Origin of the sequence: Bacillus sp. RC51, assembly GCF_044908115.1 — a bacterium.
GTDB lineage: Bacteria > Bacillota > Bacilli > Bacillales > Bacillaceae_G > Bacillus_A > Bacillus_A mycoides.
This window is the reverse complement of record NZ_JBIYCW010000002.1, coordinates 624,728-648,707: the sequence shown is the minus strand read 5'-3', so window position 1 is coordinate 648,707 and position 23,980 is coordinate 624,728. Positions and strand designations below refer to the sequence as shown.

17 protein-coding genes and 1 pseudogene are annotated in these 23,980 nt (G+C 35.6%); 1 reads left to right on the top strand and 17 read right to left on the bottom strand.

Annotation, left to right across the window (positions count from 1 at the left end; genetic code table 11):
* Positions 1-37: 37 nt before the first annotated feature.
* Entirely contained in the window at positions 38-2,821 is a 2,784-nt protein-coding gene (locus ABH959_RS08095; protein ID WP_113936847.1) for a dynamin family protein, read from the bottom strand.
* Between the two features lie 485 nt (positions 2,822-3,306).
* Here ABH959_RS08095 and ABH959_RS08090 point away from each other — a divergent pair, with 485 nt between their 5' ends.
* Positions 3,307-3,495: a hypothetical protein gene (locus ABH959_RS08090; protein WP_097914717.1), complete on the top strand. Its 189-nt coding sequence runs from the start codon at positions 3,307-3,309 to the stop codon at positions 3,493-3,495.
* A gap of 453 nt (positions 3,496-3,948) precedes the next feature.
* Here ABH959_RS08090 and ABH959_RS08085 read toward each other — a convergent pair whose 3' ends face one another.
* The 16 genes and pseudogenes from ABH959_RS08085 to ABH959_RS08010 form a co-directional block, all read right to left on the bottom strand.
* Positions 3,949-4,935 (bottom strand): choloylglycine hydrolase family protein, encoded by a 987-nt coding sequence (locus tag ABH959_RS08085; RefSeq protein WP_113936846.1) that lies wholly within the window; start codon positions 4,933-4,935, stop codon positions 3,949-3,951.
* 355 nt (positions 4,936-5,290) lie between these two features.
* The gene (gene mutL, locus ABH959_RS08080; RefSeq protein WP_219303401.1) at positions 5,291-7,234 is read right to left on the bottom strand and encodes a DNA mismatch repair endonuclease MutL; all 1,944 of its coding nucleotides are present in this window, start codon (positions 7,232-7,234) and stop codon (positions 5,291-5,293) included.
* 8 nt (positions 7,235-7,242) lie between these two features.
* Entirely contained in the window at positions 7,243-9,915 is a 2,673-nt protein-coding gene (gene mutS, locus ABH959_RS08075; RefSeq protein ID WP_404492422.1) for a DNA mismatch repair protein MutS, read from the bottom strand.
* Positions 9,916-10,095: 180 nt separating this feature from the next.
* Entirely contained in the window at positions 10,096-10,638 is a 543-nt protein-coding gene (cotE, locus tag ABH959_RS08070) for an outer spore coat protein CotE (protein ID WP_002014610.1), read from the bottom strand.
* Positions 10,639-10,766: 128 nt separating this feature from the next.
* The gene (locus ABH959_RS08065; protein WP_002033698.1) at positions 10,767-11,198 is read right to left on the bottom strand and encodes a YlbF/YmcA family competence regulator; all 432 of its coding nucleotides are present in this window, start codon (positions 11,196-11,198) and stop codon (positions 10,767-10,769) included.
* A 3-nt stretch (positions 11,199-11,201) separates the two neighbouring features.
* On the bottom strand, positions 11,202-12,731 hold the full coding sequence (gene miaB / locus ABH959_RS08060) for a tRNA (N6-isopentenyl adenosine(37)-C2)-methylthiotransferase MiaB (protein ID WP_219303404.1): 1,530 nt from the start codon (positions 12,729-12,731) through the stop codon (positions 11,202-11,204).
* A gap of 433 nt (positions 12,732-13,164) precedes the next feature.
* Positions 13,165-14,031 carry a 2-oxoacid:ferredoxin oxidoreductase subunit beta gene (locus tag ABH959_RS08055; protein ID WP_002088040.1) on the bottom strand — a complete coding sequence of 289 codons (867 nt, stop codon included), beginning with the start codon at positions 14,029-14,031 and terminating at the stop codon, positions 13,165-13,167.
* Positions 14,018-15,775 (bottom strand): 2-oxoacid:acceptor oxidoreductase subunit alpha, encoded by a 1,758-nt coding sequence (locus ABH959_RS08050; protein ID WP_016092174.1) that lies wholly within the window; start codon positions 15,773-15,775, stop codon positions 14,018-14,020. The genes ABH959_RS08055 and ABH959_RS08050 overlap by 14 nt, the downstream gene beginning before the upstream one ends.
* A gap of 227 nt (positions 15,776-16,002) precedes the next feature.
* Entirely contained in the window at positions 16,003-16,926 is a 924-nt protein-coding gene (locus ABH959_RS08045; RefSeq protein ID WP_016092175.1) for a dipeptidase, read from the bottom strand.
* Between the two features lie 59 nt (positions 16,927-16,985).
* Positions 16,986-17,246, bottom strand: coding sequence for a stage V sporulation protein SpoVS (gene spoVS, locus ABH959_RS08040; protein WP_000404341.1), 261 nt, complete (start codon positions 17,244-17,246; stop codon positions 16,986-16,988).
* 149 nt (positions 17,247-17,395) lie between these two features.
* A complete protein-coding gene (locus ABH959_RS08035) occupies positions 17,396-18,190 on the bottom strand; it encodes a TIGR00282 family metallophosphoesterase (RefSeq protein WP_002014601.1) in 795 nt (264 codons plus the stop codon).
* A gap of 331 nt (positions 18,191-18,521) precedes the next feature.
* Entirely contained in the window at positions 18,522-20,087 is a 1,566-nt protein-coding gene (gene rny / locus ABH959_RS08030; RefSeq protein WP_002014600.1) for a ribonuclease Y, read from the bottom strand.
* A gap of 483 nt (positions 20,088-20,570) precedes the next feature.
* Positions 20,571-20,996: a recombinase RecA family protein gene (locus tag ABH959_RS08025; protein WP_002088046.1), complete on the bottom strand. Its 426-nt coding sequence runs from the start codon at positions 20,994-20,996 to the stop codon at positions 20,571-20,573.
* A gap of 265 nt (positions 20,997-21,261) precedes the next feature.
* Positions 21,262-21,885, bottom strand: a complete 624-nt coding sequence (locus ABH959_RS08020) for a PDDEXK family nuclease (RefSeq protein WP_002137908.1) — start codon at positions 21,883-21,885, stop codon at positions 21,262-21,264.
* A gap of 97 nt (positions 21,886-21,982) precedes the next feature.
* A pseudogene (gene recA / locus ABH959_RS08015) lies at positions 21,983-22,591 on the bottom strand (recombinase RecA); the annotation flags it as partial.
* A 142-nt stretch (positions 22,592-22,733) separates the two neighbouring features.
* A complete protein-coding gene (locus tag ABH959_RS08010; RefSeq protein ID WP_002137911.1) occupies positions 22,734-23,972 on the bottom strand; it encodes a competence/damage-inducible protein A in 1,239 nt (412 codons plus the stop codon).
* Between the last annotated feature and the right edge of the window lie 8 nt (positions 23,973-23,980).

Here is a 23,980-nt window from a genome sequence, read left to right as displayed (position 1 = left end):
GGTGCAATTTTATATAAAAACCTGATATATTTTACTTTTATTCTACGCTTGTTTCTAAAGTTACATCTGTATAGGAATTACCCTCACCTATATTCAAGATTACTTCACATTGACGTAATCTCAATTCAAAGAGCTTTATAGGATCATGGTAAACTTCAGGGTTTGATTTCATTTTATGCAATTTATCTTGTTTTTCTTTTATTTCTAAATGAGTGTTTTCTATAGCTTGTTCCAACGCACCAAATGGATTTCTAAAGAACATATTAATATCCCGCTCTTGTGTGTTTTCAAACAGCTCAAATTGCAAGAAAAACTTCTTCATAATAGAAGTCGTTACATCGGTATAATCTTCATTTTCTAAATACTGTTTGTATTTGTTATATAGCATAGCTTTATTTTTAGGAAGAACTCCAAATAATTTACCGGCACTTTTCAGTAAAAATTGTGCTGGTGTAAATCGGCGTAAAATATTTACTTCTTCCATTTGTATTCTAGTTGTCATTCTATCAGTATCTCTGCGCCAATCATCAATTACTTTAAAGTCACATTCTAACTGTATTCGATTTTCTCCAAATAAAGAATTAAGTCCTTCACTGGTTTCTGCTAAGTACAATTGACTTTGAAGGAGCTCGTTATTAGAAGTCGCAATCCAATTCTGCATAGAGCGAGCAAGATTAGGTAATACAGTTTGTTCTAGATATTGTTGCACTCTTCCATTCATCGCTGTGTTTAGTTCAATATCAATGTGACTAAAATCGCTTTCTTCACTAATTAAATCGGAACAACTCTGCAATAGTTTCGGAATATGTTCTTTAAGATCATTAGTAATTTCGCTTTTCATCGTACGATATGATTCTGTAATTAAATGAATTTTTTCCTTCTCAAAAGCAGTAAGGTTATTAATACAACCATTAAGTTTAACTAACATATCTTCATTCCAATTAATAGAATCCACTAAATCTTTTTCACTCTCAACGCGTTTATCCAAAAGATATGTAATTGTTTTTCGAATGAAAAACAATAGCTTTTCAGTACGTTCTGCATCAATATTTTTATGGTTAAAGTTAAAATGAATAAACTCAGTTAAATCGTTTAGTTGTTTACTATTTGTATATAACGAAGAATAAGGGAAAACTCTTGCATTAGGGAAATATGTGTTAATTCTCACTTGCGTATCTTGTATAACTCTTTTTGCTTCTGCTTCATTGTAAATGTTATCAATTTTATTTAATAAAAAATGAACTTGTAGATTTGGTGTATGTTCTTGGATACTCAATAGAATGTCACGTTCTTTGTCAGTAAAAGGTGAATCCGCATTCAATACGAATAATAATTCATCTACAGAATTTAAATATTCAAACACCTCATCTCTCGCATCATTGTTCCTATTAAAGCTAGGTGTAACAACGCATGTAAGTTTGTTTTTACTTAAAAATCTGCACGGTAACTTAAATTCAACACATGCTCTATCTCTATATGTTTGACGGTGCACTGCCATCATGTTATGGAAATCAGAGAAATTCTCAGTTGTTGTAATTTCCGAATCTGTTATAGCGTTAATTTTTGTATAAGCGTCATTTTTAAAAACAACTACATTTGAGATTGAGTTTTCTAATATATTTTCTCCTAAAATAGAGTTAATAAATGAAGCTTTTCCGTTCCCTGAAGTTCCAGTTACTAATAGGCGATTTGTTCTTAAATCTGCAACCTCACCAACTAACCAGCTAAATCGGTGACCCATTTCTAAATCATGTTCTTGTGCCCAGTGTGTAATAGATTCAAAAAGATGTAAACTATACTCTAAGCCATTCACATGATTAATAGAATATGAAAGTAGTTTTTCCGCATCTTTTATATCCGCTGAATCTATTTTAGAAGGAAAAATCTCATCCCATGCCAATACTGCTGCAGATGGAAATACAGCATGAGAGGGATTGACTACCTTTAACCAATTTGTTAACAGATTTGGAATGATATCGTGTAATTGTCTAAGCATATATTGACCTTGAATTAATTCAAAGTATGTTTCTTCGTAAAGAGAAGAAATTTCGTCCCATATATCGGACGAATGTATTTCGATATGTATGAAAAATTCATTTATTGTGTTGAGCCATAATAAGTAATTTTGTTCATCTTTATAGCTGTGCCAAAGTGATGAAACAATTTGCGTAAAGTGTACTTGATCTACATTATTTAATGTAACTAATACTTTATAAAAATAGTCTGGTGAAATATTTTTAGTAAATCCTTTATCGATATATTCTTTTAGAACCTCAAACCACGGATAAGATTCTGTTCGAATTAACTCGTTCACAGCAAGCTCTACTGCACTATCAAAATCTTGCTGTTCTTCATAAAAGGAACGGGCAATTATTGTGACGTTTGGATAATCGGGATTTAAAGAAACCGCTTCTTTAATAGCAGCGAAAGCTGAATCAAAATTATTTTGCTCGATATAAAGAGACAGTAATTGCAGTACAATTTCGGTCATCAGTATTTTATTATCAGTATTAATAGAAGTATACACGTTTTCAGCAACTGATAATTGGTTAAGTTCGAAGTAAGCATCCGCAATATTTTTTTGTGCCCATGGCGCTAATTCATTACTAACTTTCTCCCATTTAAAAATAGCTGCTTCAAAATCTTGATGGTGATAATAAAATTCACCTTGTGCAAAACGAATATAAGATCCATCAGAAATCTCATTTTTTTCTTCGTTTACATAAGCTTCTCCAAGTACTTGAAGAGGTGGGTGTGTTTCATTCTCTATTAGGAATGTTTCATAATACATCTTTTTTATTAATTGTTTTTCTAATCTCATCTTTTCCCCCACTATATCTCGAAAATACATTTTTTGAGATATGTCAATACTTTTTTGTATGTATGCTTTTTATCTTAACAAAGAATTCCTTTTAGAAAATTTCATTTTCCTTTCATTTTTCAAGTAAGATTGAATTTTTATGAGAAAAGTTTCAGTTCTTTTTCAATTCCCTTTCAGTTGTGAAACAACATTAAATGTTCCTAATAACCTAATAATAATATAATATTTCACATTATATTATCAGGAAAACTCTATATATATTACATTATAAAAACAATCTATAACGAATATATATGCAAGACTCCCTTCGCTAATAAATAAAAGAAATCATTATAATATATTTCTCACATTGTTTTCCTTTGAAATATTTCAGTAGTTACGTAATTAAATTCCATTAACCTATATAAATAACTAGTCCAAAAAAAATCTATATGCATATCATGTTATAGTAAAGAATTCAGGAAATCCTAAAAGGAGGCATTTTCATGTTTGAAGATAAATCTAAAATAAACTACCCATATGAATTTACTGAAACTACAACAATCCCTCTAAAAAACCCCATCAATAAAACATACAAAAACGGCTCTGGTACACATACTTTCCCAATAAAAAAACACTACAAAGAACAAGTTCTATACACTGAAAAAATTAATAATAATAATAAAAATAAATAATCATATAGATCCTTATAACAATTAACAAAGTAAGAATCTATTTTTAGCCGTGCATAGTTACGCTTTTAATAATGTACAACCTTTATTTTAAAATCCACGTACCTTTTAAAAAGTGCTGATATACAGCGCTTTTTTATACATAGATAATGGAAGAACTTGAATTATAAATATAAGGTATGGATTTTTTTCCATACCTTTTTTGTTCTTTGCTATTTATAAATGGAGTACGCTCATGTTTACTTTGCATAATAGCACTTTAATGGCCCTTCTAGAAGTCGTTGGATTGAATTTATATAATACCTTGAATATTTTACGTCTATTTTTTCTTAAGGGATATTTATTCAGGTTACTTATTAGATTATCAATTATATCCCTTCCGACCCCTACTTTTTATAGGCATTATTGCTCTATTATATATATTTAAAAATTTACCAAACGTTGTTTCAAAGCTACTTAGTTTTCATAAAATATTTTTTGTTTCCGTTGGAACGGATAGGCTTTAATCTCATCTGTATCTAAATTTTCATGAAATAAATGAATGGCTATAATTTGTCTACAATCGTAAGTATGATAATAATATGTTCCGGACTCCATACACATTACGCTTGTATAAATGGTATTATCTAATGCACCGTCTTCTGTTATTACTCCGCCTTTAGGAACCTCGCAATTTGATAAGATATGAAAAAGGGCCGATACTCCCTCTTCTTCACTATCTATACCTTGAATGTTTTGTTTGCCATATGCTGCCCGCACAAACCTTGATGGCGGGGTGAAATCCCCTGGAAGTCCCATTGAACCTGAGCCCTGACCAAAAGCACTTAATGGTACATTACTCCACTCAGTTGGCGCGAATGGCTGCGATTTAAGGCCTATATATTGTCTTAAATTTTGCAAATGCCAATTAAACTCTGGACTATTCGTCATCACTCCTAGTGGGTTGTCATACATTTTTAATCCTTCATTTGTCGGCTCCAGTACAATGCAATCTCCCCATTTATCCGCTAAAATCCAATGTAGTGGTGGCGTAAGTCCTAAATCCGGTAATGGTATATCCAAAAAGGTAAGGCTATCTACAGATTTCTTTAACTCTTTGACAGAATTGAATTGTGTGAGACTCCAAGTCACAAAATCAAATGGAGCCAAATTCGTTTTGTTGTCATCTATGCTTTGACTATAAGTTGCGAATCCTGGAAAATAGAGTGTTGCACATGTCATACCTGCTTCATTTACTCCGTCCGCCATAATGATCCTTCCTTGATGATTAATTCCCATTCCGACCGTAGCATGTTTCGTATTAATGATTTCACCAGTTATATTATTCCACTGGTAATGCCGAGGAATGATTATTACTTCTTGATTCATATCTAATGTGAAGTCCATCGTTCTCGCAAAAAGGTGCTGACCGTTTTTTGTCTGTAATGTCAAACTAGTACACATAAAGAACACCCCATTTTATAGTTTTATCTACACTTCACATAATTCTGATAAATCTGTAAATTAAAAACCCCTTTCCTTACAAAAAAAATGAGAAAGCACATATACATTACAAGTAGGTTATTTCTAGTTTATAAATGAATTTTTAAAATATAGTTGCAAAAGAATTATATTAAAAAGAAGCGACTTGTTACTATCGCTCCTTTTTATTTCTCTCAATATTTTATTAAAATAACTGTAGAGAACATTGCTATTACATATTTATTTTATTTTCTTTCAACACATATAAATAATACTAGGCACTTTCAAACCGTTTCAAATAACTGGGAACGAACTTTTTCTCTTTGGACATTAATCCCTACATAACCCTCTTAAACATCTTCTCCAACTCATAAGTAGAATGATGCACAAGAATCGGTCTTCCGTGCGGGCATGTGTATGGGTTTGTTGTTGTACGTAGTTCTTCCAGTAAAGCAAATATTTGATCGTTCGTTAAATATTGATTTGCTTTAATGGACGCTTTACAGCTCATCATGATGGCTGCTTCTTCACGTAATTTTTTAATATCAACTTTTTTTAGTTTGACGACTTGTTCCATCATTTCGTCGATAATTTCTGTTTCTTGACCTTTTGGGAACCACGTTGGATGTGAGCGGACGATAAAAGATTGATGACCGAATTGTTCTAAGAACAGTCCAACTTTTTTCAGTTCTTCTAGTTGCTCTTCGACACGTAAAAATTCGGTAAGAGATAAATCGATGCGGTACGGTACAAGTAATTCTTGTACTTCTTGCGTAACTCGTCCCACTTTATCACGGAAATATTCATAATTGATGCGCTCCTGCGCAGCATGCTGATCAATCATATATAACCCATTATCATTTTGAGCGAAAATATATGTTCCGTGCATTTGTCCAATTGGATAAAGCGGTGGTAAATCATTACCGTTCATTTCAATCTCTTTTATTTCGTGAACTTCTTCTTCCAATTCCTCTAATTCAAAATCGTCATCGTTGCTAGTCCATTCCTTTTCCTCTCGAACCGTTTTTTCTATTACCGGCTTAGAGGATGGCTGCCAGCTTTGCTCTTCTCTTACGAGTGACTGTGGTGGTTGCCATTCTTGCTTCGGCGGTTGCCACAGTTGTGCTGGTTGTTTTACAGTCGTTGTTTCTTCTTGTTTCTCATCCATTCCTGTTGGTAACACGATGTTAGGCATAGATGATTCTCTCGGTTTTGTATGCTCAAACTTGAACTGTTCTTGCACACTTTCATCTTTTTCTTTTTTCTTCGTTGTTACACCAGCATCTGGAATGAGTTGTATTTTTTTGAATGCAGCTTGCAATGTTTCTTCGATAAGCTTTAGCAATTCTTGTTCTTTACTAAAGCGTACTTCTAATTTTGCTGGATGTACGTTGACATCAACAAGCATTGGATCCATTTCAATTGATAAGAAGCCGATTGGGTATCTTCCGATTGGCAATAACGTATGATATCCTTGCTGAATTGCTTTCATTAATACGAAATTTCGAACGTAACGGCCATTTACAATCGTTGACATATAGTTACGCGACGCTCTCGTTACTTCTGGTAATGTTACATATCCTTTAATTGTAAAGTCTAGAGACTCAGCTTCAATCGGAATAAGCTTCTTCGCAACTTGAATGCTGTAAATCGATGCAAGTACTTGTCTTACATCACCGTTTCCTGATGTATGAAGCAATTTCTTTTCATTATGAAACAGTTTTAACGATACTTCTGGATGTGACATTGCAATACGATACACGATATCTGTAATGTTCCCAAGCTCTGTATGAATCGTTTTCATATATTTAAGGCGCGCTGGTGTATTAAAAAATAAGTTTTGTACAGTAATATCTGTTCCTTTTCGGCTTGCCGTTTTCTCTTGTTTTATAATGTCTCCACCTTTAATAATAAGGTGTGTACCAGGCGCATCACCTGTGCTCGTAATTAACTCTAATTCACTCACTGAGGCAATACTCGGCAGGGCCTCTCCGCGGAAACCGAGCGTTCTTATACGAAATAAATCATTTTCATCTTTAATTTTACTCGTCGCGTGTCGTTCAAATGCAACGATACAATCTTCTTCAGCAATACCATCTCCATTATCGATGATGCGAATCTTCGATAATCCAGCTTCTTCTAAGTGGATTTCAATAGATGTACTATTCGCATCGATGGAATTTTCCACGAGTTCTTTTACAACTGAGGCAGGGCGCTCTACTACTTCCCCTGCCGCAATTAAGTTAGAGAGTTGATCATCGAGTTTGCGAATTTTCCCCATCTACTTACTCATCCTTTCTTTAACTTTTTCTGTAAACGATACAGTTCATTCATCGCTTCTAAAGGCGTCATATCGAGTAAATCAATCTTTTTAATTTGTGCAAGTACTGCCGTTTCTTTTGCATCTAGAACTGACTTGTCTTGTTTTTTCGAAGACTGTTCTCCACCAAAGAATGATAATTGCGATTCTTCCTCAGTCTCTACTTTCGTCTCTTGTATTTCTGCTGGTTCTTCTTTTACAACAACTGGTTCTGGAGCGACTTCTGGCACTTTCACTTCTACTCGTTTCGGAATAACAATTTCTTCCTGTCCTTCTAGTTGTGCTAACACTTCTTTCGCGCGAGCGATTAAGCTCTCTGGAAGCTCGGCAAGTTGAGCAACGTGAATTCCGTAACTTTTATCAGCCGCTCCATCTTGAATTTTATGAAGGAAAACTACTTTTCCATTCTCTTCAATTGCTGAAACATGTACATTCTTTAGTTGGTCTAAACTTTCTTCTAACACTGTTAATTCATGATAATGTGTAGAGAATAATGTTTTCGCACCAATTTGGTCATGAATATGTTCAATGATTGCTTGCGCAAGTGCCATACCATCATACGTAGATGTACCGCGTCCAATTTCATCGAATAAAATTAAACTTCTCTCTGATGCATTTGCAATTGCATTTTTCGCTTCTAACATTTCAACCATAAATGTACTTTGACCTGAGATTAAATCATCCGCTGCACCAATTCTCGTAAAGATTTGATCGAAGACAGGTAATACTGCTTCTGTCGCTGGTACAAAACAACCAATTTGTGACATAACAGTAACAAGTGCTAATTGTCTCATATACGTACTTTTACCAGACATGTTCGGTCCTGTAATTAAAAAGACATCCATCTTCTCCGGCATAATACAATCATTCGGTACATACAATTTCCCGTTCAATACTTTTTCAACGACAGGATGACGACCATCTTTAATAAAGATTTCGCGCTTATTTGTTAAAACAGGTTTTACAAACTGCTCTTCTTCACTAACTGTCGCAAAGCTTTGCAGTACGTCTAGTTCACTAATTACTTTCGCTAAATGCTGTAATTTCGGAATGAATACTTTGACTTCTTCGCGAAGCGCTGTAAATAAATCGTATTCTAATTGTACAATTTTCTCTTCTGCTTCTAAGATTAATGTTTCTTTTTCTTTTAATTCATCTGTTATGAAACGTTCAGCATTAGCAAGCGTTTGTTTACGCTCATAGCGCCCTTCTGGAAGTGCTGCAAGATTAGCCTTCGTCACTTCAATATAGTAGCCGAAAATACGGTTGTACCCAATTTTTAATGATTTAACCCCTGTAATATCACGCTCTCGTTTTTCAAGCTCAGCAATCCACGTTTTTCCGTTTTTACTAACGTAACGATATTGATCAAGCTTGTCATTATAACCGTCTTTAATAATATCTCCATCTTTAATAGAAAGCGGTGGGTTTTCTTGAATACTTCTTCCTAGTAATTCAGTTAAGCTCTCACATGGATCCGCACCTTGAATTAACCTTGCTGCATAAGCATTATCCAAAAGACTAATCGCTTCTAAAATAGCTGGTACTTGAAGTAAAGAACGTCTTAATTGTAATAAGTCCCGTGCATTTACATTACCAAATGCAACTTTCCCTGCTAAACGCTCTAAATCATATACTTCTTTTAACTTTTCTTTTAAATCTTCACGTAAGAAGTAATCATTTACAAACATTTCAACCATTTCTAAACGCTCTTCAACTTTTTCTTTCTGGATAAGTGGACGTTCCATCCACTGTTTTAACATACGCCCACCCATAGCCGTTTTTGTTTTGTCTAATAGCCATAATAATGAGCCTGTCTTTTCCTTCGTGCGAAGAGTCTCTGTTAACTCTAAATTACGTTTTGAATGCACATCAATTTTCATAAATTGATTCGTGTAATAAATTTCTACTGGTTGCAAGTGATCTAACGAACGTTTTTGTGTTCTTATCACATAGTTAAATAAGCGTCCAATTGCTTTAATTAATTTTGCTTGGGAGACACTTTTCACAAGATGCTCTAATCCTTCTGGAATAGTTGTTGTATCTTCATACGAAATCGTCATTTTTAATGTTTCAGTTAACTTATTTAATTCATCTTTTGAAAATGTAGAATCTACAACAATTTCTTTTGAACCAGTCGCATACACTTCTAATAAAATATCTTCTACTGAACCAGTTAATAACGTCACTGTATTTTGTCCAGTCGTTAAGTCATTACAAGCTAGCGCATAAGATCCATCTTCGAAATGTGTTAATGCTGCTAAGAAGTTATTCTCCTTCTCGTCTATTGTACGCCCTTCCATCATCGTTCCTGGCGTAATTAGTTGTACTACTTCACGACGTACTACACCTTTAGCTGTTTTTGGGTCTTCCACTTGCTCACAAACAGCTACTTTATATCCTTTTTCAACAAGTTGTTCAATATAATTTTTAGCTGCATGATGCGGTACACCACACATCGGTATACGTTCACTACTACCACCATCTCGGCTCGTTAATGTAATTTCAAGTTCATGAGCTGCTTTAACCGCATCTTCAAAGAACATTTCATAAAAATCACCTAATCGGAAAAATAAAAAGGCATCTTGATAGTCTGCCTTAACCTTTAAGTATTGCTGTATCATAGGCGTATATTGCGTCATGTCTTTCCTCCATAATTCTTACATAATAATCTATATTCATATATGTCACACTTCACGGACATCCATATCTCCTATTCCAGGAGTCTTTCCTCATTATAGCACATTTCATAAGGAATCATGTTCATGCAGAACCACTTATGTACTGTAAAAAGCTAGGAAGAACTTCTCCCTAGCTTTCTCTTACTCTTCTTCTGCATCGACGATAAAGTTCGGATCTAATTCTTCAAACTCATCATCATCGACTTGGAAATCCTCGTCTGATTCTACGCAACCTTCAGGATTTACACTTACACAAATTTTCGTTTCCCCAACTACTTCTGTTACAAATTCACGTTCTACCGTCACAACAATTTTATTACCATTTGGCGATACAAGAGCTTCTAAACAATTTGGCGGCTGAATTACACGAGCGATAATTTCTAAATCGTCACCAGAGAAGTTTTTATCACGATACCCAATACTTACTTCATCATTGTAGTTAACACGTTCTGTTACAACTTCAGTCTTTGTGTTTCCATCAAATGAATACCAAGTGTTTACATCATAGAAACCTTCAATTTCCACATGTTTTCCATTCTTTCTCGCTTCGTACGAATGGTTAATTACCCAGCACCCTAAAATACTTGTTGGCTCATTATTCGATTCACATGTATGCGTTGACTTTGTATACTTACGTCCTTTTCCAACCACTGCTTTTGTAATAATCTCTCTAAATTCGGACATTCGTAACCCTCCTCAATCACTATTCACTTAATCATATGCGTGACAATAGCGGAATGTGTCATTCTTTTTTTTGAGAAGAATTTCCGATATAACCCACTAAAAAAAAGAGATGTCAATAAGACATCTCTTTAACAACCACAATTTCCTTTTTTACTTTCTACTGCTGCACCAGTTTCACCCTTCAACACATCGCCGCCAGTTGAAACTAATATTTCATCTGTTACATTGTTAGAAATGGTACTAGCAACTAGCTGTAGTAAGTCATTTACATACGTTTGTGAAGATTTAAACTCCTGTACAACTGGGATATTATCTAACTTATCTTGAAGTGCATCAATTTCAGCTTCTACTTTTTTCAAAGCTTCCCATTTCCCATAATGTTGCAAGTTTACTGCTTGTTTTTGCAAAGCTTTTATTTCATCAATTGCTCGCTTTACATTTTCATTTTTATGAATTTGTGCTTCTGCTCGCTTAAAGAAATCGACTTCTTCTGTTTCAGAGATCATTTTCGCTAATTCTTTCGCTTGCTCAACAATTTCATCTTTCGTATATACTTTCATCTATTATTTCACCTCAATCGGCTCCTTAACCAATTCCCCGTTAAGAGACCAAGTTTTTGCTTCCGTTATTTTTACTTTCACAAGCTGACCAATTAAAGATTTTGAAGCAACAAAGTTTACAAGTTTATTCGTACGTGTATATCCCGCAAGTACTTCAGGATTATTCTTACTTTCTCCCTCAACTAATACTTCTACAATTTGACCTATATAACGCTTATTCTTATTAACTGCATATTCATTCACTAGTGTATTTAAGCGTTGTAATCGCTCTTTCTTCACTTCCATCGGAACATTATCCTGCATTTTTGCAGCTGGTGTACCTTCACGCGGAGAATAAATAAATGTAAATGCCGTATCAAATCCTACTTCACGATATAACGACATCGTCTCTTCAAACTGCTCATCCGTTTCATTTGGGAAACCAACGATAATATCAGTCGTTAGCACTGCATTCGGAATTGTTTCTTTAATTTTTCGTACAAGCTCTAAATAGTGTTCTCGCGAATATTTACGCGCCATAATTTTAAGCATATCTGTACTACCAGATTGAACCGGTAAGTGGATATGTTCTACTAGGTTACCACCTTTTCCAAGAACATCAATTAAATGATTGTCAAAATCACGTGGATGGCTTGTTGTAAAACGAATACGCACGATATCGATTTTACGAAGTTCATCCATTAAATCGCCAAGACCATATTGTATATCTTCAAAGTCTTTACCGTATGCGTTTACGTTTTGTCCAAGTAACGTAATTTCTTTATAACCGTTCGCAGCTAAATGGCGAATTTCTTTAATAATATCTTCTGGACGTCTGCTGCGCTCTTTTCCGCGTGTATACGGTACAATACAATATGTACAAAACTTATCACAGCCATACATAATATTTACCCAAGCTTTAATATCACCACGACGTACTTTCGGAAGGTTTTCAATTACATCCCCTTCTTTTGACCAAACTTCAACTACCGTCTCTTTTGAGAACATTGCGTCCTTTAGGATATACGGTAATCTATGAATATTGTGTGTACCAAACACCATATCTACATGCTGATTTTTTTGCATAATTTTATTTACAACAGATTCCTCTTGAGACATACAACCACATACACCAATTATAAGATCCGGATTTCTTCGCTTTAATGATTTTAAATGACCAAGTTCACCGAACACTTTATTTTCAGCATTTTCACGAATTGCACAAGTATTTAATAAAATTACATCTGCCTCTTCAGTTGAAAAGGTTGGCTCATATCCAAGCGTTGTAAAAATCCCAGCCATTACTTCTGTATCATGCTCATTCATTTGACAGCCATATGTACGAATGTAAAACTTTCTTCCTGCGCCAAAATTGCGAAACTCTTCAGGTAGGCCAAAATCTCTTTCAATTTTAACTTCTTCTTTCCCACGCTTTTTCGCCAATTTCAAGGAAGGTGGTTGGTATACACTTTCAAAGTATTTACTATAATCTTTCTCTTCTTTTTTCGTAGAGGAATTTGCTTGTCGACTTGCTAATCGTTGTTGCTCGTTCATCGGTAATCTCCTTTCACCCTTAACTATACACACACTCTGTAGTCCATTTTAATGCGCTTAGACCCATCTCAATGATGTTAGATAGCATGAGAGATAACTTGCCCTTTGAAACTTGAGTAATCGATCTAATCATCCGTAAGAATGAAGTCTTCCCCACACAAATAGACATTCCCTTTTTATTATTTCATCTTGTCCTACCCAAAAGCATATTGCTTTATCCCTATACACATTATCATAGTATAGAGCCTTTAGCCAACTTTAACGAAGAAGGCTTCTTATCCTATATTTCATTTCACAGTTAATGAACATGCTATTTTTATACAACGATTTATATATTATTTTATCATTCTGAATTTTCTAAGTAAACAAATCTATTAATTATTTTTATTCACTCAAAAAGAAGGTTACCAAGTGGCAACCTTCTCTCCGATCATTACATAAATTCAGCAACAAGCTCATCAAACATTTTCTGATCCATATTCAAATCAGCTTGCACTAAAGGTTTTTCACTATAGTCTTTTACAAGCTCTTGGTAAGAGGGCTGCTTTGTATTTTGATAAATTAAACCTGTTACTAACCCGTTCTTTTCCATTAATGTTTGCATAGCCATCATGCGGTTAGATGGATCATATCCTTCTACTGTACTTAGTTTCGTTAAATTCTCTTTAAACCAATCATACGTATTTACTTTATTGTAAGTAACACATGGACTAAATACATTAATTAATGAAAAGCCTTTATGATTAATACCAGCTTCAATAATTTGCGTTAATTCTTTTAAATCACTTGAAAAGCTTTGCGCCACAAATGTCGCACCAGCTGTTAAAGCCATTTCCATAACATTTAGTGATGGTTCAATTGAACCTTGTGGTGTACTTTTCGTTTTAAATCCAGCTTCACTACGTGGTGAAGTTTGACCTTTTGTTAATCCGTAAATTTGGTTATCCATTACGATGTACGTAATATCAATGTTACGACGAATAGAATGGATTGTATGTCCCATACCAATCGCAAAACCATCACCGTCACCACCGGATGCAATAACTGTTAAATCACGATTTGCCATTTTCACACCTTGTGCAATCGGAAGAGCACGTCCGTGAATACTATGCAAACCATATGAATTAATATACCCTGAAATACGACCGGAACAGCCGATACCAGAAATAACAGCTAGCTCATCTGGATTTAAACCAACGTTAGCTGCCGCACGCTGAATCGCAGCCTGCACCGAGAAGTCTCCGCAACCTGGGCACCAGTTTGGTTTTACACTGTTACGAAAGTCCTTAAATGTTGCCATTTAATACAACCCCTTTTTTACATTCGTTGTAAATCTCTTTCGGCAAGAATGGATTTCCATCGTATTTTAAAAGACTAGAAATTTTCTCACCATTGCCAAGATTCATTTTCATAATGTTAGCAAGCTGACCAGTTGCATTGTTTTCCACTACTACAACACGCTTCGCTTTTTTCACAAGTGGATCGATTTCAGCTGTTGGGAACGGATGAATTAAACGTACATGGGCATGGTTTACTTTCATTCCTTCTTGTTCTAAACGCTGCATTGCCTCTTCGATCGCACCACGAGTTGAGTTAAAGCCTACTAACAATACGTCTGCGTCATCATGCTTAGCATTTTTGTAAATAGGGGTATTAAACTGTAAATTCGCCATTTTACGGAAACGTTTGTCCATTTGATCTTTACGATTTAACGCTGATTCAGATGGTTTACCCGTTTCATCATGTTCTACACCTGTAACATGGTGAATACCATTTTTCATACCAGGTAAAACACGTGGTGAAATCCCATCTTCTGTTACTTCATAACGCTTGAAGTATGCTTTATTTTCACGTTCTGGTAATTCTACTTCTAAATCAAGCTTACCACGACGAATTTCCACTTTATCTAACTTAAGTGGTTCTACTGTTTGCTTTCCTAAAGAAAGCTGTAAATCTGTTAAGAAAATAACAGGCACTTGATATTCTTCTGCTAAGTTAAACGCTTCTACAATATCATAGAAAGCTTCTTCAACTGTACTTGGCGCCATTACGATTTTTGGAATTTCACCATGCGTTCCGTAAATCATAGCCATTAAGTCAGACTGCTCTTGTTTTGTTGGTAAGCCCGTACTTGGGCCACCGCGTTGTGTATCAATGATAACTAGCGGTGTTTCAGTAATACCTGCTAAACCAATTGCTTCCATCATTAAAGAAAGACCAGGACCAGCAGATGCTGTTAATGTACGAACACCAGCGTAGTTTGCACCGATCGCCATTGTACAAGCTGCGATTTCATCCTCAGTTTGGATTACTGTTCCGCCGACTTTCGGTAACTTTTTAATTAAATATTCCATAATTTCAGATGCAGGTGTGATTGGATATGCAGACATAAAGCGAGCACCACCAGCTACCGCACCAAATGCGATTGCGTCGTTTCCAATCATAAACATGCGTTTCTGACCATCAGCTTTTTCAAGCTGCATCATGTTTACTTTCTCACCAAGCAATTCTTTCATGTATTGAGAGCCGCGTTTAATTGCTTCCATATTCTTTTGAACGACTTGCTCTCCTTTACGACCAAAGATTTCTTCAACAACCTCTAAATAAGCTGTTTCGTCTAATCCTAATACCGCACTAGATGCCCCAACAGCAACCATGTTTTTCATTAAAGATGTGCCTAATTCTGAAGCGATATCCGTAAATGGTATCACATATAGATTTACATCTGTATTATCAGGTATTGTCGGATTAAATTTCGCATCTGCAACTACAATTCCGCCCGGACGTAGTTCGTGGAAGTTAAAATCAATTGTTTCTTGATCAAAAGCAATTAAAATATCTAAATCATCTGAGATCGCACGTACTTCTGTTGTACTTACGCGAATTTTATTATTTGTATGGCCGCCTTTAATACGTGATGAGAAGTGGCGGTAACCGTATAGGTAATATCCTAATCGGTTTAATGCAATACAGAAGATTTCTCCTGTACTTTCAATTCCTTCACCTTGTTGGCCTCCAACTTTCCATGAAAGTTGACTAATCATCTCCTACACCCCTTTTGGCTGCATTCATTGTAGTGTATTTTTTTACAGTAATAGTTTAGCATTTTTTATGCAAATAAACTACAATGGACGCAAATTATGCCTCTTCTGATTTCCCTTAATCTTTAGTATAATGCTATTTCGTTTACCATTCTAGTATTAGGTCTTAAAAAAATCAATAAATTCAAGTAAATTTATTTTAATTTTTCTGAATTTTTAAAACATATTTTTTAGAACGTTATACAGTCAACAAAATTTTTATACAAAAATCGCTCTACAGTTGATTCATTATACTTTTTACACAGTTGATTCATTATATTTTCATAATCCCTATATGCTTCTACACCTACAACAGTTTCTAAAATCCCATCAAAATCAGAACCAAACCCTATATTTTTTTCTCCACCTAATGAACAAATATATTCCACATGCCTTAATATATCTGCTATATTCGCTTGTCTTTCATTCGTTAAAAACTGCGGTACGAAAGTAATACCAATAATGCTATTTTTCTTTATAAGAGCTCTTATTTGCTCATCGGTTAAATTGCGTGGATGCCCACAAAGTTGATAACAGTTTGAATGAGATGCAATTGGGTTTTTAGCAATTTCAATAACATCCCAAAAGCTTCTTTCATTTAAGTGAGACACATCGGTCCATAAATGTAACGTATTAAGTTCTTGTACAACTTGTCTACCAAATGTAGTTAAACCTGCTCCACGTGCCTCTAGCGCTCCATCAGCTAACAGATTGGCATAGTTCCATGTCAATCCAAAGGAACGTACACCTAAGCGATAAAACAAACGTAATTTCATCGCTTCTTTTCCAATTGCTTCGCATCCTTCTAATGTTAATAATGCTCCAATCTCGTCCTGTTTTAGCATGTTAATATCGTTTTTTGTCTGAATAAACTTCATTCCTGGTAGCGATAGAATTTCATTATGAAAAATATCTATCATTTGCAGCGCAACTTCAAAACGCTTTTCATACGCTACTGTTTCTGGTATATATATAGCAAAGCATTGTATACTTCCTTTTCTTTTCATTAATTGTTCAAATGTAATATGTAATTGTGAATCGTTTTGAAAGTCTTTTTTTCCCTTTGCACTCCATAACTGAAAGAGTACATCGCAATGTGCATCAAAAATTTTCATTTTCATTCCTCCATTACAAAAACAACCTGTTTGCATACATGCAAACAGGTTGTTTCAACTTAACGAGGTTCTACAATTAATTTTATCGCTGTACGCTCTTCACCATCAATCATAATATCTGTAAACGCTGGGATACAAATCAAGTCCAAACCGCTAGGCGCTACAAATCCTCTTGCAATTGCTACTGCCTTTACCGCTTGGTTCAATGCACCTGCACCAATAGCTTGAATTTCTGCTGTTCCGCGTTCACGAATAACACCTGCAAGTGCACCAGCTACAGAATTAGGGACCGACGTTGCTTTAACTTTTAATATTTCCATTCCGCGTTTCCTCCTCGTTTCTATAAAAAGTAATAGCAATTATTTCACTTTAACTTATATTCACGAGGAATGGCACGTATTCCTGCTAAATTTCTGTAATTTTTCTAAAAAATTAAAATATAAAGAATTCTCTAACTCTTCGTTAAAAATCAGTCAAAAAATGGTTGGTCATCATTAATTAAAATGCGCTCAATTTTCTTCGCTTTCCCTGTATTAGGATCCACATCAATTAACACTGCACTTAATTGTGTTCTACCATTCGTCACTTCAAAACGCACTGGTAAGTTCGTTAAAAACTTCTTCAATACCGCTTCGCGATCCATACCTAAAATCCCATCATATGGGCCTGTCATACCAACATCTGTAATATAAGCTGTTCCGCTTGGTAAAATACGATTATCAGCTGTAGGAACGTGTGTATGTGTACCTACTACCGCTGTAGCACGACCGTCTACATACCAACCTAACGCCTGCTTCTCACTTGTTGTTTCAGCATGAAAATCAACAAAGATAATGTTTGTACGTTTTTTTGCAATGCTGATTAATTCATCCACTTTACGGAATGGACAATCAATTGGAGGAAGGAAAGTACGTCCTTGTAAGTTAATAACTGCAACTTCTGTTCCATTACAATTTACAAAGATAAGCCCTTTTCCCGGCGTTCCTTCTGGGAAGTTAGCTGGTCTTGCAAGATATTTTGCATCATCGATAAATTCAAATACCTCACGGTTATCCCAAGCGTGGTTTCCAAGCGTAACCGCTTGTGCCCCGCACTCTAAAAAGTTTCGATATATTTTTTCCGTAATTCCACGTCCACCCGCAGCATTTTCTCCATTAATAATTGTTACTGTCGGTGTATATTTCTTCTTTAATGCCGGTACGTACTGTTGAATCATGTCTCTACCAGGAGATCCTACTACATCCCCAACAAATAATATTCTCATATGTCTTACCCTTTCTATGTACTACATTTTTTATTACCATACTATAACTTAAAGCTATTTCCTTACAACAGTTACAATTTATCTATTATAAGTTTCTTTCACTTGCATACTGCTCATAAAGTGAAACTATAATCAGTGGGGGTTTTGTTCATCCCCCATTGATTATTAGCCTTCACCAATCGGGCGTTTACGGGCAGTTTATCCCCCACCTAATTTCTTTTCTCAAGCCGAATTTTGAGGTGGGAGTTTTACTGCCCGTTAACGCGGGATAAATAATTTTCTTTATTTTACCCAATTCCAACACAAAAAAATAAAGTGGTGTTTCACCACTTTATTTTGCGTATTCCACTGCACGTGTTTCACGAATAACAGTTACTTTAATATGTCCTGGATAATCCAGTTCATTTTCAATACGTTTTCGAATATCACGAGCTAAACGATGAGCTTCTAAATCATCAATTGTATCTGGTTTTACCAGAATACGAACTTCACGTCCTGCTTGAATTGCGAAAGATTTTTCTACGCCTTCATAAGACTCTGAAATTTCTTCTAACTTTTCAAGACGACGAATGTAATTCTCAAGCGTTTCACTACGAGCTCCCGGTCTTGCAGCTGATAATGCATCTGCTGCAGCAACTAGAACTGCAATGATAGAAGTTGGCTCTGTGTCACCATGGTGAGATGCGATACTGTTTATTACAACAGGATGCTCTTTATATTTCGTTGCGAGTTCAACACCAATTTCAACGTGGCTACCTTCTACTTCATGATCGATTGCTTTTCCGATATCATGTAATAGACCAGCACGTCTTGCTAGTTTTTCATCCTCACCAAGCTCCGCTGCCATAAGTCCAGTTAAGTATGCAACTTCCATAGAGTGTTTTAAGACGTTTTGCCCGTAACTTGTACGGTATTTTAAACGACCTAAAATTTTAATTAAATCTGGATGTAAGCCATGAACACCCACTTCAAACGTTGTTTGCTCTCCGACTTCACGAATATACTCGTCCACTTCACGTCTTGATTTTTCGACCATCTCTTCAATACGCGCTGGGTGAATACGTCCGTCCTGTACTAGTTTATCAAGAGCGATACGAGCTGTTTCACGACGAATCGGGTCAAATCCAGATAGAATTACCGCTTCTGGTGTATCATCGATAATAAGGTCAATACCTGTTAACGTTTCTAACGTACGAATGTTACGACCTTCACGTCCGATAATACGTCCCTTCATTTCGTCATTTGGAAGATTTACAACCGAAACGGTTGTTTCAGCAACATGATCAGCTGCACATCTTTGCATTGCAAGAGATAAAATCTCTTTTGCCTTCTTATCCGCTTCTTCTTTCGCGCGAACTTCACTTTCTTTTACCATAACGGCAATTTCATGAGAAACTTCACTTTCCACTTTACCAAGAATAATTGCTTTCGCTTGTTCGCGGGTCAGATTGGAAATGCGCTCTAATTCTGTTTGTTGCTTTTGAACTAACTCTCCCACTTTGCTTTCCAACTCTTCAATCTGTTGTTGTTTCGCTACAAGAGATTCCTCTTTCTTTTCTAACTGTCGCTCGCGGTTATCGAGCGTTTCGTCTTTACGATCAAGGTTCTCTTCTTTTTGCATTAAACGATTTTCTTGTTTTTGTAATTCGCTTCTACGGTCACGAATTTCTAATTCAGCTTCTGTACGAAGTGTATGAATTTCATCCTTTGCTTCTAAAAGCGCTTCTTTCTTAAGTGCTTCAGCATCACGATTCGCTTCGTCTAGAATACGTTTTGCTTCATTAGCTGCACCATTAATCTTCGCTTCAGCAATAGACTTTCGAACAAAAAAGCCAACAACTGCACCGACTGTTGCAAGCAAAATGGAGATGAGTATCCAAACTGTACTACTACTCATGATTTCACCTCCCCTTGCTATGAATGAAAAAAGACTGTCGGCATGTACATTGAATTACAACGTACAGCAAAGACCGTCGTCCCGCTTTTTTAAGGGACTTTCTTCATTTCACAATTAAAATGTCATATTATTATTTCGGCAAGATTTAAGTCTTACTCCGAATATTACTTCTCTTCTTGAGAAGAGTATATCGTATATAAGAAAAAATATACATTCTCATTGTATCTATCGCAATTTTCATTGTCAAGCGTTGTCTACTTTTACTTTCTTTACCTTCAGCCCTGAATCTTATATGGATTAAAAAAACAGACGGCATATTATCCTGGAAAACCTTAGAAAATCCCAATTCATTCACTTAAAATATATGAATATTCCCCTTTATACATAGCCTTTTGGATAGAATAAATATTTTATCTCCAGCTATATACAACGCTTTCATAGTGGATTAAAAAATAAAAGACACGGGACCGTGTCTTTTATTTTTTAATCTTGACGAGTTGAATCTTCCGTGTCTTCAACACCAGAGTTTTCACCAATTCCGTGATGTTCACGAACAAAGAAGGCAATTTCTTCTCTTAAATCCGTATTCTCTTTTAAGAATTGCTTCGAATTTTCACGACCTTGTCCTAAGCGTTCTTCATTATAAGAGTACCAAGCACCGCTCTTTTGAACGATATCAAGTTCAGAAGCCATATCTAAGATTTCACCTTCTCTTGAAATACCTTCTCCGTACATAATATCAACTTCAGCAACACGGAATGGCGGTGCTACTTTATTTTTAACTACTTTTATTTTCGTTTTATTACCAACAATATCGTTACCTTGCTTTAACTGCTCAGCACGACGTACTTCAAGACGGACAGTTGAATAGAATTTCAACGCACGACCACCTGGAGTTGTTTCTGGCACTATCTATAGATTTTCCATCTCTATAGTCCGGACTATCTCTTCATCTCTTTGCAGAGAGCCTTGCACTTCCAGCAGTAGCCTATCATCTGCCGTACCCTACTCAGTTAACTAAAAGTCCTTTTCGGTAGTCTCTACACCTTCCCCATATCACTATGGAGCTTGGCACGGTATTACCCTAATTAATGGTGGGCTTCACCGTTAGCAACTATATAAATAGTTACACCCTTAGGCAATAAGGTTCACAAGGTTTTTTAACATGCTATCACTAGCAAGGGAAACCCATGGTAAACTCCTTAATCTTTTGCGCGACTTTTTCTTTATTTGCTAGTTCTTCTTCATGTATAACAAGATATTTATAGCAGCTCTCTTCCATAAATAAAAGTTTTCTTTTATCTCGTTCTTTTATTTTTTTGAGTGAGTGTGCCCATTTCCCATGGACATCTAAACAATATTTTCTACCTAAGTAGAAATCAATAGACCACTTATCGATTCTTTTTTGCTTAATGAACACCAAATCTAAGCTTAACAATATCTGTTCAACCTGTTGTTCCAGTAAAGTATCATAATTTTTCTTTCTGACCTTTACATTAAGCTCTTTTCTCCTTTTAGCAACACATGTATCGGATACGCCATACTTAACGGCAATTTCAACATGTGATAAATATGGATTTTTCAACTCTTGTTCAACTTCTGCGGTTTTAGGTAAGTAAATCTTCCAATGTCTGGTTCTTTTAATTCCGAGTAACTTTAATATTTCACCTACTCGCCTTTCATCAAGATTAATTTCTTTACCTATATCTTTTAATTTTCTATCCGCATGTGTCGCAATAAAATCCACTTGCCATTGTTCTATGTTTCGATAAGTTCTATTTCCAATTGTCACTGCCATTTTAATCTCTCCTTATAAGAAATCCCTTATAAAGACTTAAATGAAGAAAACAAATAAAGATTCAAGTACTACACTCTGATTAAGCAACTTGTAGTTGATTTCCGAACATAACCCCAACTTTTTCACGAATTTGGTTGATAAAGATTGCGATTGTTTTTGATTTGTTGATTGCACCTGAAAGTTTACGAAGTGCTTGTGACATTAAACGTGCTTGTAAACCAACGTGAGAGTCACCCATGTCCCCTTCGATCTCAGCTTTCGGTACAAGAGCTGCCACAGAGTCAATTACGATAATATCAACCGCTCCACTTCGTACAAGTGCTTCTGCGATTTCTAGTCCTTGCTCCCCTGTATCAGGCTGTGATAATAGTAATTCATCTATGTTAACACCTAATTTTTGTGCATATACAGGATCCATTGCATGCTCGGCATCAATGAACGCTGCTTGTCCACCTTGACGCTGTACTTCCGCGATTGCGTGTAATGAAACTGTTGTTTTACCTGAACTTTCAGGTCCATAAATTTCAATAACACGGCCACGTGGGTATCCGCCTACCCCTAGTGCCACATCAAGTGCTAAAGAACCACTTGAAAATGTAGAAATTCTACGCTCCGCTTGTTCTCCTAATTTCATAATTGAGCCTTTACCGAATTGCTTCTCTATTTGTTTTAACGCCATATCTAATGCCGCTTGACGATCGCTCATTCAAAATTCCTCCTTAACTAACTTGCTAATCTTATTATACCTATTTTCAATTCAATTTGCCAACAAAAATCGAACATTTATTCGATTTTTTATTTTATATCGAATAAAACTAGGTTTTCCAACAAAAAAAACTAGAAGAAATTTATATCTCTTCTAGCTTTTTAAATAAATGATAAAATCCATATTTTGTAGAGCGTTCTCTAATTTGTTGACGACTTCCACTTAAATTAAGCGAGAAGACTACAGCTGGTTCATCTTTAATCACCAATCCAATAAATACTGTTCCTGGTTCTTTATGCTCTGAAGCATCCGGTCCTGCCACCCCAGTGAAACTAATTCCGATATCTGCTTTTAACAGTTCCTTTACATTTTCAGCAAGATAGCGAGCACACTGTTTACTAACCGCGCCATCAGTACGCAACACTTCTTCAGGTACATGTAAAATTTGTTGCTTCACATCATTTTGATAACAAATGACACCGCCTTTAAATACAGACGAAACACCAGCATTTTCTGTTACTTGATTTCCAAAAAGACCACCTGTTAAACTTTCTGCACACGCTAAAGTTAACCCTTTTTCCTTCAATAGCCTTATTGCCTTGTAATGAAGGAAATCTTGGTCATATCCGTAGAAAAATTCTCCTACTCTTTCTAAAATCAAATCTTCCACATGCTGAATCAGTTTCTCCGCCTCATCAGCATCATGATGTTTGGCAGTTAAACGTAATGTCACTTCTCCATCATTTGCAAGTGGTGCAATGGTTGGGTTCGTTTGTCCATCAATTAAATCTTGAACTTTCACCTCTAATTGAGATTCCCCAATACCAAAAAAACGAAGAACACGAGAATAAATATTTTCCCCCGTTGTAAACTTACATAAAAAAGGCTCTACGTAACTTATATACATCGGCTTCATTTCTTTTGGTGGTCCTGGTAATAAAATATAAACTTTTCCGTTCTTATTTAACCCCATACCAGGCGCCATACCGTGATCATTCGCAAATACAGTCGATCCATTTAAAACGAGCGCCTGCTTTTTATTATTCTCCGTAAATTCACGGCCTGTACGCTTAAAATAATCGCTTATCGATGTTAATGCCTTTTCATCATACACAAGCTCTTCATCTAAACTAGACGCTATTGCTTCTTTCGTTAAATCATCTTTTGTCGGTCCTAATCCACCTGTAAAAATGAGCATATCAGCTCGTTCTTCAGCCAATTCAATTGCCTTCTGTAATCGCTTGTTATTATCCCCAACAACAGTATGGTAGTACACGTTAATTCCGATTGAAGCTAACTTTTCAGATAAAAACTGGGCATTTGTATTTGCAATTTGTCCAAGTAATAATTCCGTTCCAACCGCAATAATTTCAGCATTCATCCCAATTC